At 48.7% G+C, this 16,139-nt stretch carries 14 protein-coding genes and 1 other RNA gene; all 15 read right to left on the reverse strand.

What is annotated here, in order from left to right; all coding sequences use genetic code 11:
- Window positions 1-32: 32 nt before the first annotated feature.
- Window positions 33-911, reverse strand: a complete 879-nt coding sequence (locus HUU10_02205; protein NUQ80398.1) for a PepSY domain-containing protein — start codon at window positions 909-911, stop codon at window positions 33-35.
- On the reverse strand, window positions 892-1,593 hold the full coding sequence (gene purQ, locus HUU10_02210) for a phosphoribosylformylglycinamidine synthase subunit PurQ (protein NUQ80399.1): 702 nt from the start codon (window positions 1,591-1,593) through the stop codon (window positions 892-894). The genes HUU10_02205 and purQ overlap by 20 nt, the downstream gene beginning before the upstream one ends.
- A gap of 2 nt (window positions 1,594-1,595) precedes the next feature.
- Window positions 1,596-1,850: a phosphoribosylformylglycinamidine synthase subunit PurS gene (gene purS, locus HUU10_02215; protein ID NUQ80400.1), complete on the reverse strand. Its 255-nt coding sequence runs from the start codon at window positions 1,848-1,850 to the stop codon at window positions 1,596-1,598.
- A gap of 16 nt (window positions 1,851-1,866) precedes the next feature.
- The gene (gene pssA, locus HUU10_02220; protein ID NUQ80401.1) at window positions 1,867-2,580 is read right to left on the reverse strand and encodes a CDP-diacylglycerol--serine O-phosphatidyltransferase; all 714 of its coding nucleotides are present in this window, start codon (window positions 2,578-2,580) and stop codon (window positions 1,867-1,869) included.
- The gene (locus tag HUU10_02225) at window positions 2,577-3,245 is read right to left on the reverse strand and encodes a phosphatidylserine decarboxylase family protein (protein NUQ80402.1); all 669 of its coding nucleotides are present in this window, start codon (window positions 3,243-3,245) and stop codon (window positions 2,577-2,579) included. Before HUU10_02225 ends, pssA begins: the two co-directional genes overlap by 4 nt.
- Window positions 3,242-3,961 carry a phosphoribosylaminoimidazolesuccinocarboxamide synthase gene (locus HUU10_02230; protein ID NUQ80403.1) on the reverse strand — a complete coding sequence of 240 codons (720 nt, stop codon included), beginning with the start codon at window positions 3,959-3,961 and terminating at the stop codon, window positions 3,242-3,244. The genes HUU10_02225 and HUU10_02230 overlap by 4 nt, the downstream gene beginning before the upstream one ends.
- A gap of 6 nt (window positions 3,962-3,967) precedes the next feature.
- Window positions 3,968-5,266 (reverse strand): adenylosuccinate lyase, encoded by a 1,299-nt coding sequence (locus HUU10_02235; GenBank protein ID NUQ80404.1) that lies wholly within the window; start codon window positions 5,264-5,266, stop codon window positions 3,968-3,970.
- A gap of 3 nt (window positions 5,267-5,269) precedes the next feature.
- Window positions 5,270-6,472 (reverse strand): trypsin-like peptidase domain-containing protein, encoded by a 1,203-nt coding sequence (locus tag HUU10_02240; GenBank protein NUQ80405.1) that lies wholly within the window; start codon window positions 6,470-6,472, stop codon window positions 5,270-5,272.
- A gap of 45 nt (window positions 6,473-6,517) precedes the next feature.
- Window positions 6,518-7,162: a fructose-6-phosphate aldolase gene (fsa, locus tag HUU10_02245; protein NUQ80406.1), complete on the reverse strand. Its 645-nt coding sequence runs from the start codon at window positions 7,160-7,162 to the stop codon at window positions 6,518-6,520.
- Window positions 7,163-7,194: 32 nt separating this feature from the next.
- Window positions 7,195-7,294, reverse strand: an RNA gene (gene ffs / locus HUU10_02250) — signal recognition particle sRNA small type.
- A gap of 91 nt (window positions 7,295-7,385) precedes the next feature.
- Window positions 7,386-8,843: a sigma-54-dependent Fis family transcriptional regulator gene (locus tag HUU10_02255; protein ID NUQ80407.1), complete on the reverse strand. Its 1,458-nt coding sequence runs from the start codon at window positions 8,841-8,843 to the stop codon at window positions 7,386-7,388.
- Window positions 8,844-8,850: 7 nt separating this feature from the next.
- Window positions 8,851-10,332, reverse strand: coding sequence for a histidine kinase (locus HUU10_02260; protein ID NUQ80408.1), 1,482 nt, complete (start codon window positions 10,330-10,332; stop codon window positions 8,851-8,853).
- Between the two features lie 10 nt (window positions 10,333-10,342).
- On the reverse strand, window positions 10,343-11,680 hold the full coding sequence (locus HUU10_02265; protein NUQ80409.1) for an extracellular solute-binding protein: 1,338 nt from the start codon (window positions 11,678-11,680) through the stop codon (window positions 10,343-10,345).
- 139 nt (window positions 11,681-11,819) lie between these two features.
- A complete protein-coding gene (locus HUU10_02270; protein ID NUQ80410.1) occupies window positions 11,820-14,699 on the reverse strand; it encodes a T9SS type A sorting domain-containing protein in 2,880 nt (959 codons plus the stop codon).
- Window positions 14,696-16,138: a peptidylprolyl isomerase gene (locus tag HUU10_02275; GenBank protein NUQ80411.1), complete on the reverse strand. Its 1,443-nt coding sequence runs from the start codon at window positions 16,136-16,138 to the stop codon at window positions 14,696-14,698. Before HUU10_02275 ends, HUU10_02270 begins: the two co-directional genes overlap by 4 nt.
- Between the last annotated feature and the right edge of the window lies 1 nt (window position 16,139).

The following is a 16,139-nucleotide window of genomic DNA, read 5'->3' on the forward strand; positions in this document are numbered from 1 at the left end:
CGGTTGCCAGCCAGAATCAAGAAAACCGGGGGTCAATTACCGCCGATAAATCTGCTTTCGAGCACCTCTCCGGTGGTTGCATCGGCAAAAATCCTGAACTGTGGATTGGGTTTCGTTGGCACGAACACATCAAACTTCCAGACGTAGTGGTAGCGGATTTCGGTCGAGGCCGGGGTCATTTCCTGACCGGGGACGTCGGTTCGCCGGCGGTAAACAACCAAAGCCTGCTGGTCACCACTGCTCAGCTGATCGGCTGATTGGATGACATAAACCTGGTTTTTACCATCCTTCATGTAATCAATCTTATGCTGGACCAGATTTTTGCGGATTTCTTCGGCAGCGACCCATTCGGGTGAAATCATGGGTCGGTCTGGCAGTACGGTTGAACGCAGCATTCCCACTTCACCAAAACGGGAAATCACCACCTGAATGGTATTTATTTCCGGATTGATAAACGGGATCAGGGAAGGAAATGACTTTCTGAAGGTGAATTCGGTAAAATCATAACTCTCTGTGATATTTTCGGTTTGCAATTGACCCGATTTTACCTGAAACACATTGGAATACCGGTCAATAAATTGACGAAAACCGGCTTCCAGACCAGTTACCGGACGTGATGAGTCCGTATCACCGAACAAGCGGATTCCAGGGGAACCGTATTCCAGGGAAGAAAGTGCTGCGGACAGACTGTCAATACGGACCACCTGATAGGAGGCCCCTTCTGCCGTAAGCAACTGACTGATCTGTTGAGACAACAACCGGGAACCGGAAGGGTCCATGCGGACCACGGCCGGATAGGGGAACCGTGGTTCTGCCGGGCTGGTGCCAACCGACGGTCCTCCGGACTGGCAACCAACAGTGACTGCCAGCAGGACCGGCCAGACAAACCGGTTATACCGGGCGGGTTTCAAGAGACCGGATAATTGATTGCAAGAATCCCAAGCCATCGGTTCCTCCCACATTGGTTTCAACAGACCGTTCGGGATGAGGCATCATTCCGAACACATTTCCTTCACGGTTCACAATTCCGGCAATGTTGAGGGCAGAGCCGTTGGGATTACCCTCTTCATTGATGCTGCCATCGGCATCACAATACTGAAATACAATCTGCCGGTTATCCTGCAGACCGGCCAGGACATCATCCTGGGCGAAGTAGTTCCCTTCCCCGTGTGCAATGGGAACCCGGATAATCTGACCAGGCTGATAGGAGGATGAAAAGCGTGTGTTGGCGTTGGACACCTTCAGGTTCACATGCCGGCAGATGAACTTCAGGGATGTATTGGGAAGAAGAACGCCCGGCAACAACCCGGATTCAACCAGGATCTGAAAGCCATTACAGACGCCGGCCACCAACCCTCCCTTTGAAGCAAACCGGACCACCTCCTTCATCACAGGAGAATACTTGGCGATTGCACCGCACCGCAGGTAATCCCCGTAAGAAAATCCGCCGGGCAGGAAAACCAGATCCACATCACCAAGATCGGAATCCTTATGCCAGATGAGCCGTGCCGTTTGCCCGGTCACCGTCCCCCAGGCATGGAGGGCATCATGATCACAATTGGAACCGGGAAACTGAATAACACCAACACGAATGCTCATGCAGAGACCTTTTCAAGGGTGAATTCGAAATTTTCCATCACCGGGTTGGCCAGAATCTTCTGGCAGATTTCCTTCACTTCACGTCGGGCGGTTTCCTCATCAGGCGCATTGATCATCACTTCCACAAATTTTCCGATTCTGATCTGGTCGACCGAATCATAGCCAAGAGAATGAACGGCATGCTGAACGGCTTTTCCCTGCACATCCAGGATTGAAGGTCGCAGAACCACCGTAATTTTTGCTTTATACATAGTATATCCTGTCAAGTCAGGCAATGGGTTTTTTAAAAAATCGGACCGGATATCTGAACAGACCAATCAGGAGGTAACCGGTCATTCCGACGAGCAGTCCACGTTCCCTGAAAATGATAACCAGCAGCAGAAAGATAACAAAGGAAGTAAAGGCCAGTGGTTTCTCCCTGATGGCCCGTGGTGTCAGCTTTGGAATGGTATCATATTTAACGGTGCTGACCATCAGCAGGGATAAAAAGATGACCAGAACCGGTAGCACCACTTTCAGGTCAAGGGGAATCCAGTCGGGATGATTCATCACGGTCAGAACCAGCGAGCAGATCACAACGGCCTGTCCCGGGATGGGAAGACCGCGGAAGTAGTCTTTGTCAAAACCGGTGAGCTGAACATTAAACCGGGCCAGACGAAGTGCACCGCAAATGGCAGGCAGGGCGCTGATGAGAATGCCCCAGAATCCGAAATTCTCAAGACCAAGCTGGTAGACCAGAAAACTGGGTGCGACCCCAAATGTCACCACATCACTTAAGCTATCCAATTCTACCCCGAATTGGGAGGCAGAGTTGGTGAGGCGGGCCATGAAGCCATCGAAAGCATCAAAAAACCCACCAAAGATGATAAACCAGGCGGCGTTGCCATAATTCCCTGCATGTGCCTGAATAATGGCATTGAACCCGCAGAACAGGTTCATGACAGTAAAGAAGTTGGGAATTACCGCTCTGGTAATTCTCATTTCACACCTTCCGGAATCAGGGCCACCACAGTTTCGCCGGCGCGGGTGATGTCCTGTGGTTTAACCTTTATTTCCCAGGAGGCTGGAACAATGATATCGACGCGTGAACCAAATTTGATCATTCCGAACCGGGTTCCCTTGGTCACGGTTTTTCCCACTTCAATATCGGGGTACACGATCCGGCGGGCCACAAAACCGGCAATCTGCTTAAAAAGAACCTTGTTTTTGCCGTTTTCTATTCCGATTTCACTCCGTTCATTTTCCTCAGAGGCCCGGTCTTCCCAGGCTTTCAGAAACAGTCCCGGATGGTATTTCAGCAGTGTGACCGTTCCGTTCATGGGAATCCGGTTTACGTGAACATTCAATGGCGACATAAAAACGGCCACCAGAGTTGCTGGGCCACCGATAAATTCATCGTGATCCAGTTTTTTAATCATTACCACGGTTCCGTCGGCAGGAGAAACAATGGCGGAAGGATCAGAATCGGTTTTACGCTCGGGATCCCTGAAGAAATTGAGGGCAAAACCAATAAAGGCAATGACCAGCAGATCGACCAGCAAGGTCAGTCCGGGAACCCAGGAAAGAAACCAGTGAACCAGTATGGCAACAGACAGAGCAATCAGTACACTCTTGAGGAATGTTGAACGGCCATAGGGGGTGATCATTTATTTACAGCTCCTGTAATGCGGGAAAGTACTTCCTGATAGGTTTCTTCGACAAGTCCAAGATCGAACCGGAACCGGTCTTTATCCATTTTCTCATTGGTAACGGCATCCCAGAACCGGCAGGTATCGGGCGAAATCTCGTCACCGAGGAGGATTTGATTCTTATGTACGCCAAACTCCAGTTTAAAATCGACCAGTTTCAGCCGACGATCAAGAAAGAAAGCCGAAAGAAGCTGATTAATCTGGAGCGCCTGCTTTTTCATCTCGGCCAGTTGTTCCCGGGTGGCCAGATTAAACATGACCACATGATCGTCATTCATCAGGGGATCACCAAGGGAATCATTTTTATAGTAGCACTCAATGATTGGCTGACCAAGCACCATTCCTTCTTTGATGCCGTATCGTTTTACCAGCGAGCCGGCTGCGACATTCCGCACCACCAATTCAACCGGAAGAATGGTCAGGCGTTTAATGAGCATCTCGCGGTCGCTCAGTTTCCTGACGTAATGCGTTGGAATTCCCTTCGATTCGAGCAGCGTGAAAAGGGCCGAGGAGATGGTATTGTTAACCACGCCCTTGTCGGCAATCTGGCCTTTTTTCAGGCCATTGAAGGCAGTGGCATCATCCTTGAATTCCTGGATGACCAGATCAGGATCGGTGGTGGCAAATACTTTCTTTGCCTTTCCCTCATAAATGAGAGTCGTTTTTTCAGCCATGGTTGGTTAGTCTCCGAGTCCGACCCGCCGGAAGATGGCATCCACATTCCGGATGCTTTTGCGGATATCGAACAATGAATCGAGTTCATCTGGGGTAAAATACTTCATGATTTCCTGATCTTCCAGCAGGTAATCTTTAAAGGCGCGGCGGGTTTCCCAGGTTTTCATGGCGTTGCGCTGTACCATGAGGTAGGACGCTTCCCTGCTGACTCCTTTGTTGGTCAGGGCAATCAGCAGTGTTTGAGAGAACGTAAGTCCGTGGGTGATTTCCAGGTTTTTCAGCATGGAATCCGGATAAACAATCAGACGGTCCAGCACATCGGTGATCAGGGCCAGCATATAATCGAGGAGAATGGTGCTGTCGGGTATGATAATCCGTTCCACGGATGAATGGCTGATATCACGTTCGTGCCACAGAGCCACATTTTCCATGGCCGCCATGGCATTTCCACGAAGGACCCTTGCCAGGCCGGCAACCCTTTCACAGGTGATCGGATTTCTTTTATGAGGCATGGCAGAGGAGCCTTTTTGCCCTTTTGAGAAGTATTCCTCTGCTTCCAGAACCTCGGTTTTCTGCAGATGCCTGATTTCGGTAGCAAATTTTTCAAGAGAGGAACCAATCACGGCCAGCACCGACAGGTATTCGGCATGCCGGTCCCGCTGAATGATCTGTGTACTGACCGGAGCTGGTTTTAATCCCAGCCGGGCACAAACTGCTTCTTCAATTTCCGGGGACAAATGCTCAAAGGTTCCTACTGCACCGCTGAGCTTACCGACTGCAATACGTCCGGTGGCAGCCTGAAGGCGCTCAATATTCCGTCTTGTTTCATCGAACCAGAGTGCCAGTTTTAATCCGAAAGTTACCGGTTCTGCGTGGATGCCATGAGTACGGCCAATCTGCAGGGTGTATTTGAACTCCTTCGCCCTGCGTGCAAGCACATCGCGCAGGGTTTCGAGATCCTTCAGAAGAATGCCGGAAGCCCGGACCATCTGCACGGACAACCCGGTATCGAGGATATCGGATGAGGTCATTCCCTGATGGACAAACCGGGACGGTTCACCGATATAACTGTTCATATCGGTCAGAAAGGCGATTACATCGTGCTTAACGGTTTTTTCGATCTCGAGGACCGAGTCGGTATCGAAATTGGCCTTTTCCCGGATGGCACGTGCCGCTTCAACCGGAATTTCTCCCCGTTCGGCCCTGACTTCACAAGCCAGTATTTCGATTTCCATCCAGGCTTTGAATCTGGACTCTGTGGACCAGACTTCACCCATTTCATGACGGGTATACCGTTCAATCATGTTTTACTTTCCATCAGGCCTTCTGGCCAGTGTTACCGTTTTTTTAATGTCTTTTCCATCTCTGACAATATCGAGATCCAGCTTATCCCCAGGCTTGGAATCACGCTGAAAGATCAGCAGATCATTCGAGGTGCGGATGGGCAGATTGTTGATTCGGGTAATCACATCGGCCGGTCTGACGTCGGATTTTTCTGCCGGACTTCCGTTTTCCACTTCAACAACCACAACGCCTTCGACATTTTTCAGGTTAAAGTATCTGGCGACCGCCGGGTCCAGGGTCTGGACTTTCAGGCCAGACCAGAATGACCGGTCCACTTTTCCGGTGGCCTTCAGTTCTTCCACGATAGATTTGGCCCGGTTAATGGGAATGGCGAATCCAAGACCGATGTTACCCTGATTGAACTGACCGCCTGTGTAAATGAAACTGTTGACACCGATGACCTCGCCGAGCGCATTACAGAGCGGACCGCCCGAGTTACCCGAATTGATGGCGGCATCGGTCTGAATCATGTCCCGGTAAATCCGGTTTTCATTCATAACAAAATTCATGCGGGTATTTGAAACCACTCCAACGGTAACCGTTGGCTGGTCGTTGATGTCGAAAAGTCCGAAGGGATTCCCGAGAGCAATGGCCCACTCGCCCACCATTACCTGATCGGAATTGCCCAATTCCAGAAAAGGAAGGTTTTTGCCATCCACCTTCAGCAGGGCGATATCTGAGATCGGATCGGATCCGACGATTTCAGCATCGAATTTCCGGCCACCTGGCAAGGTTACAATGATTTTGCTGGCGTTTCCTGCCACGTGATAGTTGGTCAGAATGTATCCATCGGGAGAAATGATAAATCCGGAACCCAGTCCCTTCACCTCGTACTGCTGTGAACGGCGTTGCTGAAAGAAATGATTGAAAAACGGGTCGTTCCGGAACAAATCGGCAAATGGGTCGCGGTATTCGCGGATTTCGGTCACATTAATTCCTACCACGGCCGGACTGATCGCCCTGACTGCAGTGGTTATCACCGTTTGCCTGGACTCATAGATGACCTGATTAACTGAATCACGGGTCAGTCTGGTTGGTTCGGGCGTGGTAATGACTGTCGCCTCGGGAACACCGGGCTGCTCATGGGCAGGCACGGGTTGTTCCTGTGGCTGACAGGCAAGAAGTAAGGTTAGTAGTGGGGTGAACATCATCGGGTATCCTCTCATGGTTCTATCCTTAAGAAGTGAAGAAAGCACCATTAAGTCCCGGTTTTACTTGTTTTTGTTCCAATCCTTCAGAAAACGCTCGATCCCGATATCGGTAAGCGGGTGTTTTACCAACTGATCAAACACTTTGAAAGGCATGGTGGCCACATCGGCCCCGATCATGGCCGCATCAACGATGTGGAGCGGATGCCGGATGGAAGCAACAAGCACTTCGGTTCTGAAGTCATAATTGCGGTAAATGGTGACAATCTGATGGATCAGTTGCATTCCATCCTGCGAAATGTCATCGAGCCGACCGACAAAGGGAGATATAAAGGTGGCCCCGGCTTTTGCAGCCAGCAAGGCCTGAGAAGGCGAAAAGCAAAGAGTCACATTGACCATTCCACCTTCACCAGTGATGGTTTTACAGGCCTTCAGGCCGTCTTTGGTCAGGGGTACTTTGATGGTGACATTGGAGGCAATTTTCCGGAGAACTTCAGCTTCTTTCATCATTCCGGCGTAATCGGTTGAGATGACTTCGGCTGAAACCGGACCCGGGACCAGTTTACAGATATCGGCGATATGACCGTGGAAGTCCTTAACACCTTCTGCTGCAACAAGAGAGGGATTGGTGGTGACGCCATCGAGAATTCCGAGACTGGCGGCCTCCCTGATTTCATTGAGATTGGCAGTATCAATAAAAAATTTCATGGTGAAACCCGGATTCGTCAATAAAAAAAATCCTGAAGTAAGCTACCCGGTATCACCCAAGTTGTCGACCTGCCGTTGCTTCCTTCCGGACCTGGCGGGGTTCGGTGAGTCCTCGTCGCACCGGACTTACTTCAGGAACGGCAAAGGTAGGAAACCGCGCCGACGGATTCAAATCGGTGCATGGAGTTCATGCGATCGGACCCCGTTAACGCTCCGGAAGCGGTTATTTAAGCCCCAGTTCCTTGCACATCCGGTAGAAGTTTGAAGGAGCCAGCCCCAATTTTTCGGCGGCTCTTGAGTCGGAACTGGAGATGCTGCGCACGTAGGAAAAGTACTTTTTCCTGAAAATCCGTTCCATATCCCGAAAGGGCAAAACCTGCGTTCCGATCAGGTTATCGAAGTTGTTTTCCTCTTTGGATACCAGGTTATTCCTCAGAATCATCGGGTCAGAGACATCGGCTGCCGATATGTAACCGCTGGTATTCAGAACCAGTCGCTGAGCCACATTCCTGAGTTCCCTGACGTTCCCTGGCCATTTGTAATTTCTCAATATTTCCCGTGCCATGTCGTCAATTTCTGGAATGAGGACATTCATATCGGTACAGAACTGTCTGACGAAGTGCTCGAACAGCAGGATGATATCATCTCCTCTGGATTTCAGCGGAGGAATCTCAATCGGGATCACATTGAGCCGGTAATACAGATCTTCTCTGAACCGGTTATTGTTCACCTCGGCTGCAAGGTCTTTGTTCGTGGCAGCAATGATGCGGACATTGACCGATTGCTTCTTTGTACGGCCGATTTTTTCAATTTCCCCTTCCTGAAGCACCCTGAGCAGCTTTACCTGTGCTGAAAGCGGAAGTTCGGCTACTTCATCCAGAAAGATGGTTCCGTTGTTTGCAATTTCGAATAACCCCTGTTTGCTTGATTGGGCACCTGTAAAAGCCCCCTTTTCGTATCCAAACAGTTCTGATTCAATCAGATCATCAGGAATAGAGCCGCAATTGATGGGTACAAAATTTTCATCACGACGATTGCTTTTCAGGTGGATATTCCAGGCCACCAGTTCTTTGCCGGTTCCGCTGGGACCGGTAATAATCACATTCGCGTCGCTTCGGGCATATTTATCAATGGCCTCTCTGACCTGCATGATGGCCCGTGATTCACCAATAATTTTTTTTGCTTCCAACTGGTTTTTCACGTTCTGACTGAGCTTTTTATCTGAGTGTGTTTTATGCTGCTCCAGTTTCTTCCTTTCGTGGGCATTGAAAATACTCAGAATAAAATCGGTCGGCTGATAAATGTAGTCTTCAATATTTCCCGGATACTTGGTACAATACCAATAGGCACCCGACTTAATGAGACTGTTGGCAAAATTATAATCGGTGATATTAATGGTCATTTTGGTAATGACGATAATCTGGATAAAAGGATCAATTCTTTTAATTTCTGAAATTAATTCTTCACCGCGCAATCCACCTGAAATCTGATAATCCATGATCACAATGTCGACGCCATCCGAATTATCTTTCAACCAGTCAATGGCTGCTTTTCCATTGGAAACCACCGATCTGATTTTTAGCCGGTCGGCGTAGTAGTTAAGGGTATTCTTCACCCTGCGGACATCGAAATCCTCATCTTCCACCAATAAAATATTGATCATTTCGGCCACTCCAGCCATACCTACCTCAATGTTTGATTATCATGGTAAACCGACAACCCTCTGGTTGCAGGTTTTCGGCTTTCACAGTCCAGCCACATTTTCCCACGGCTAACTGCCAGGCAATGTAACACCCATAACCCGCGCCGGATGCGGTAACCACCTTGGTTGATTCATTTTCCTGAAATAATCGGGGTACACCATTCTCACCCGGATCGAGCAGCCAGGGTTTGATGCCCACACCATTATCCTGAATGGTAATGATGGTTTGATTCTGATCCCGCTGATAACGTGTCCGGATGAGGATATGAATCTGGGATTTTTTACCGTGGTCGATGGAATTCTGAATAATTGGTTCCAGAATTTCCCAGACCACAAATTCATTTACAGGAATTTTGGGAACGGCCGGGTCGAGATCGGTTTCGAAGGAAAACATTTCATTGCGGGAGGAAATCCGCAAAAAGACATAATCAAGTATAAACCTTACGACCTCATTCACCGAAGTGGAAAACATCGGATTCACAATGGTATTGATTGGCTGGTCATACCATTTCATATCATAAATAATACGGGAAATAAAATTGGCGTAGGTAATGACTCTTTTGCGGGTCTCATCCAGATTTTCAGGACTGATCTGCCTGAGATCCTCCTTGATAAATCCGATGATTTTTTCTGCCTTGTGGTTGGTATGATAAATCCGTTTGGTAAACAGAGATTCTTTTTCGAGCCGAATCTGCCTTGTCAGGTTTTCTTCATGCTCAAGATAAAATTTCTGCTGGGCCTCATTCCGTTCTTTCACGGCCTGTGATGAGACGATAAAAATCCCCAGTAATCCGATAAAAATAAGTGCCGAGTAAAGAAAGGTGACGTTATCGAGTCCGGAGGAAACCTCCTCGGTGATAAAGGAAAAATTTGGTGTGATTTTCATAAAAAGCACACCGAGATATTCCCCATTCGGGACGAAGGGAACCAACACGTGAAAATTTCCTGAGAGGTCTCTCGAAGAAAACAGGACCTCTTCATTTTTCATCCGTTCCTTGTTCTGATGAAACAACTGAACGGCATCGGAATGCTTTCCGGAGGAGTGGCTGTAGGCCGGAAGGTCATTTCTGATAAACTGAGCAAGGTGCTGACCGCTTTCAATCACATAAAGCTGGTGGTGGCGGACCAGGATAAGGCAGATATCCTTCACATTCCCCTGAATGATCTGCTGCCGGAAAACCACGTTCAGCGAGGAAATGATTTTCCGCTCGTTGTGATCACTCAGCAATTTATCGGTGAACATGTTTTCAGAGATGAGTTCCAGGCTGGTGGTGGTCACGATTGCCAGACGCTCTGCGGCATCCTTCTGATACCAGGATTGTGTCTGATCGAGTAATTCGTTAACCGCTGATTTCTGGATAAAAGTAACCCCGATCTGAAAGCCGATCAGGACGAGAAAAAAAATCGTGATATGGGTTATTTCGAACCGGTACTGAAAATATTTGCGAAGGATTTTTTCTTTTAGCATTGAAGTGGACTCAGTAACCGTTTTTCTTTTCCAGTGCTTCACTTCTGATTGCGGAGGAAGCATTAATCAGGGCTTTTTCAACCGGAACCTTCCCCTGAACTGCCTCTGTAAACCATGCGGACATGATTTCTGAATACTTGGTATATTCTTCATGCCGTGGCCGGTGAACTCCGAACCCAATCTTTTTCAGATTTTCTTTCAATTCCGGGTAACGGCTCTGGTAACCAGGATCGGTGTATAAATCACCGATGACCGGGTAATACCCTGCTCTGCTGTACATGAGTTCCTGAGATTCCGTTCTGAGCAAAAACTTGATGAAGTCGATGGCTTCAGCCTTTTTAGAAGAAAATTTACTAACCATCAGATTCCATCCACCGAATACCGAGGCGGGGGTGGATCCACGGAAATGAGGCATCATCACTTTTCTAATCAGTTTCTGCCGGTTTGTATCGATGGGACTGTCCACAAAATCCTTGTCGTAGGTGGGCCAGCCTCTGACAAAGTAGGCATCATTGAGGAGGAAGTATTCGAAACTCGGTAAGTCAGTAAAGTCGGCCACTTTTGTGGGTGTGGCTTTATAGGTATGGATCAGGTCGGTAAGGAAATGAAGTGACCGCCGGGCTTCTGAGGTATTAAAATCGAACCCGTAGTCGGTGAAATAGCGCGGATTCTGACTGAGCAGCAATTCGGTGAAGGTGCAGATAAAGCCTTCAAAGGAGGCGGCAGGGAAAATATAATAAGGCTTTGACTGGTCTGCGTAACGTTGCCAGGCAAGTAATTCTTCCCAGGTTATGCCTGACTCAAGTTTATTAATCAGTTCCGCTGAGTTTTTCATTGAACCGACCAGATCGGTGCGGTAGTACAACACGCCCTGCACCAGATCGAAAGGAACGGCCATCAACTCGCCTTCATAGTAGCAGGATTCAAGCGCAACCGGAAGAATTCTGCCAATTTCTTCGTCGGAAAAATACTGTTCGAGCGGTTCGCTCCACTTCGCGAAGCGCTGAACCCAGATCAGATCAACAGCCAGAATATCAATACCGGTTTCTCTGCCTCTGAGAGACCTTGCAAGTAACTCCTTCCGCTCATTGGTACTGAAATCAAAATTGGGAAAATCGACCGGGATTACCCGTACTTTCCCACTGTTTTCTGCATTGTATCGGGCAATCAGTTCTTCATGAGCCGGTGTCATCCGGTCGGCAAAGAAAAGTTCTGTGACTTTCTGCGGTTCTTCACCATTCTTCATCAGGATGGTGGCCATGTAGATACCCGCCACCAGGATCAGGAATCCGATGGCCAGTAATTGGCGTTTACGGTCTTTAATGTAATTCTGGTTCAATTCATCCATGTTCAGCATACCAGACCTGCAAGGTCATTGTGATGGGGAATTTGCGACCCAACCCCGGATCGGAATCCGGCAAAACAGCGAAGCCCGGTGTTTTATCAAAATAATAAAACACCGGGCCAATCCCTTCCGCCGGAAAACATTATTTCATAAGAACCGCCCTGTGAGTGGCTGATTTTCCGGCAGCAGTCAAGCGAATCAGATAAACACCGGATGGCAAACCAGAGGCATTCCATGCAACAGACTGAATGCCGGCTGACAGAATCCCTGCCGGGATGACCTGAACCCGTCTTCCGAGCACATCAAAGATTTCGATGCTGATTCCGGATGGTTTCTCAAGAGAAAACCTGATCACGGTCGAGGGATTAAACGGATTCGGGAAATTACCGAGCAGATGGAAAGAGGATGGATGGTTGGACACCTCAGCACTGAGAATTTGCCCCAGTGTTTTTGGCGTCGGTTCGCTGCCGTTGTCAACATACTGCCAGGAAGAACCCAGAGGAATGATCGTTGAAGTCTGGGTGTACACTTTTGCATCAAAAGTGGTTACCGTTCCCGGTGCCTGCGCATGGATTTCGATTGCAATGGTATTGGTTCCCTTTTTTAACATGCTGCGCTGTGCCGCTGAAAAAATAAGAATTCTGGAGTACGATCCGGCCGAATTAGGAGGGGTATCATAGGTCACATCAAATCCGGGATTGATGTTGTGTCTGAGCAGTTCTTCGCCATTCAGGTACGCAACAAACCCGCCAAGACTTTTAACCAGCAAGGCAAAGGTGGGCGGAACCGAATCGAGATCGAAATTGGTTCTGAAGTAGGCAGTCTGAACCTGTGAAATGATGGTTTTCGATGCCTGGTCTGTTCCGATCGGAGACTCTCCGAAAGGCCAGGAGGCAATATTGTACCGGGAATCGAACCATTTAACCGGAGCCATCATGGTATCAACAAGGACTGACAGCACAAAGGAATTTTGCATGGTGTTTCCATCACGATCCCGTGCTTTCAGATAAAACTGATTCTGCTGACCCTGAGTTGCCGAAACCGGAATTTCGTGAATCAGACCAAACCCTGATGAAAGAACGGTGTCTTCCATGGAATCGAAGGAAACATCGGAGGTACTCATTTTAACCAGAGACCGGTCGTTTGTTTCCAGACTGATGGTAAAATGGGTTTTCCAGCTCACAAGTGTGCTATCCTGTCCGTTTGTAAATGCAGGTGCCAGGACATCGGCGGCCGGAGGAGCATACATATCGGGAAGGTCCCGTTCGAACAACGTATAGGCATCGTTATAAAATTTCTTAAAATCGGGCACGGATTTATGACCCGGATAAGGTGCGTAATGATGGGAGGTATTGGCATTCCTCCAAACAGCCGCATAAACCAGGTTGGAAGCCAGAGAATCGTATTTAATTGGTGGCAGCAGGATGTCTGAAAACCAATTCGGTGCATCGAGCCCTTCCTGACCGGCTTCGGTGAAACCAACGATTTTCCCCCGGGCCACTGCATGCGAGGCAACGGTTCTCAACCAGGCCGGAACGTCCTTTTTCGTCTGATCAGAAATGACATCGGACCAATAAAAATCGAACCCGAAAATATCGACATAGTCATCACCCGGATAAACATCGAAATAGGTATTGGCATTTCCTCCATGATCAAGATTTGGTGAAATGGCCAGTAACATGTTGTGCACATTCAGGGAATCGATCAGATAATCAACGGTAAACCGCCACAAAGAATTATATTCAGCCGTGGTCCTGTGCCCGGTCCCCCACCAGAACCAGTTCCCGATGTGTTCGTGATAGGGTCTGACGATCACCGGAATATTCTCCCCTTTTGGTCCACGGATGGACTGAAGAAACTTACCGACCTGCCGGAGTTTTGCCTTGTATTCTGAATGACGGGGACCGCCGGGAAGGATGCTGGTTACGATTTTTTCGTTATTCACATCGGTGGCATAAAATCCACGTTTATCAGGATCGAGCTGATGCCAGCAAAACGAAATCACGCCACCCCGGTTGTAGGCACTTTCCACACGGTATTTGCTGCCTGACCAGTCCTCTTCCTTATCGATAAAGGCAAAATCCATGCTGTAGAAAGCCGGGAAGTCACCGACCACATCGTTCACATCCGAGCGGTTGTCGTTTCCTGTCCATCCAACCCCATATCCGGTGGCATCGTGCATTCCGAACATCAGGTTCCGCGTGGCCATTGATTTAAGATTCCGGTACAGGTTTCTGGTTTCCCAGGTGGCCTGAGGATCCACGATGGGCAATACCGGACCATTCACCGATTTTTCGAGATCAACCATGGCACTCAGAAGAACGGTGGCAGCCGAGTCGATCTGACCCTGTCGTTTGGCACCAGAACCGGCGAAAGTTTCAGCCGAGGTAATGGCTGCCTGAAGCGTCGATTTTGATCCTGCAGGGAACTGTCCATCTTCGGTGCCCTCCACGGCTGAAGCCAGGCGGCTTTTTGCCTGTGTTACCGTGCTGTTGAGGAATTTCCAATCGAGGGTGGATGAAACCACCACTGAGTCACCTACCCGCATTTCATCGACATAAATGACACCCGATCTGGAACCGGTCGTTCCGGCATCGAGATACAGGTAAAATTTCGTAATGACCAGTGAGGTAGTCTTTTTACTCTTAAAAGTCAGCGTATGCCATTCATTATCTCCCGGCAAAGAGACGGTGAGAAAATCATCTCCGGACTGGTAAAGTGATTTTACCGTAAAGGCGGTTTCGACCGAGGATTTTGCACGAACAGTCACGGTCTTTGAAGAAGAATTATTAATGGTTACCGGTGGGGTGAAATTGAAATTATCCCACTGATCACTGGAACTTGTCCGTGTGTAGTTAATTTTCAGTTGCTGATTCTCTACGGACAATTGAAAAGTACGGGGATGGTCAGAGACCCATCCGTTCATGTTTCCATCTTTAAAATCCTCTTTATATCCCGTCACCTGAGCCAAGGTCACAGCTGAATGGAGCAGAAAGAGAATAAACAAGGTAACTGGTTTCATGGATCTAACATCTCCCGTTTTGGGGCCCGGGTCACCCGATCATAAAACCGGTGAACGCGTTCCGTATAAAAAATTGCTGAACCGGTATAGCCGGTTTCCGCCAGAAAGGCTTCTTCCGCCTGCTGTTTTTTCTCTGCGAGCACAGCACCCCTGACTGTTTTAACCAGCAGGGAATCTTCGGGGGCGCCCGTCAGAGAAAGTTGATTGGCCGAAAGCCATTTTCCGATTTCCTCACCTGTGACTGAGACGTCTCTGAGGATCAGCGGACGAATGGCTGAAGCCAGAATACGGTCTTCAGCCAGTTTCATTTCAATCTGGTGAGTCTTGCTTTTGGCACCTGACCGGACCGCTTCCCTGTAAACCAGTTCATCTCTGAAAACCAGATCAAGAACCGTTTTAAAATCAGATTGCCAGGCAGATGAAGGTATAAACGGAACCGTTTTCAGAAAGTCCCCCACTGTGAATGGCTGTCCATTCAACGTGGCGAGTACATCATGTTGTCTTTGCCAGACCGGGACCTGTTGGGAAAATTCACCTGTGGGTTCCATCTGAAATTCCTGTTCGGAACCATTGGAAGTTTTTTGGTTCAAAACCGGCCAATACCATTCCTTTAATTCACGTGCAGTGAGCGGATTAATTGTTACGCTGGCTGACCGGATGAGGGAATCGAGGTAAAGGTAGGCCAGATGTTCCCCACGTTTTTCGCGCAACAGGTAGTCTGCTGTTTCGCGCTTCTGTTCATACTCGAAACGGGTGATCAGCGGACGTTTTTTATAATCCCTGATTTTAAGAATATGCCACCCGAATTGTGACCGGACCGGGCGGGAAATAAATCCGGTCCTGGTCCGGAAGGCAGCCATTGCCAATTCATAATCGAGGTCACGCCAATCGACCCAACCCAGATCACCGCCACTATCAGCCAGTTTACCCGACCGGAAAACCTGACTGGCCAGGCTATCGAAACTGGCACCACGATTCAATTCATCGAATGCCTGTTCCGCTGCTTCCTTTGATTTAAAAAACAGGTGGCTGACCAACCGGCTTTCCTGTGTGAAGCGGTAGGCTTCTTCCACTTCCTTCTCTGTGAAGGTTAACCTCGGCGCAATGTTATGATTGTAATGAGCTTTTCTGATGAGGTTTTTCTGATAAGCCTCCATCCGGAACTGAAACTGGCGGGTGGTATCGAGTTGAAGGCGCCGTGCCCCGGAAGCCAGGACCATGATTTTCATCTGATCTTTCAAAACAGCTTCACGCAGTTCGGGGGATTCTTTAAAGGCGGGATGTTTTAATACTTCGATGTAAGCCAACCTGAATTGATTGAGAGTCAGTGTATCCTTTCCGGCAATGGCAACGGCCGAATCCAGAACGGAATAACCGGGATAGAAGTCCCGGTTATTTTCCTGAATGAATAAACTGGTGATCAGCAGAAGAACAAACATG

This window comes from Bacteroidota bacterium (assembly GCA_013360915.1).
Lineage (GTDB): Bacteria > Bacteroidota > JABWAT01 > JABWAT01 > JABWAT01 > JABWAT01.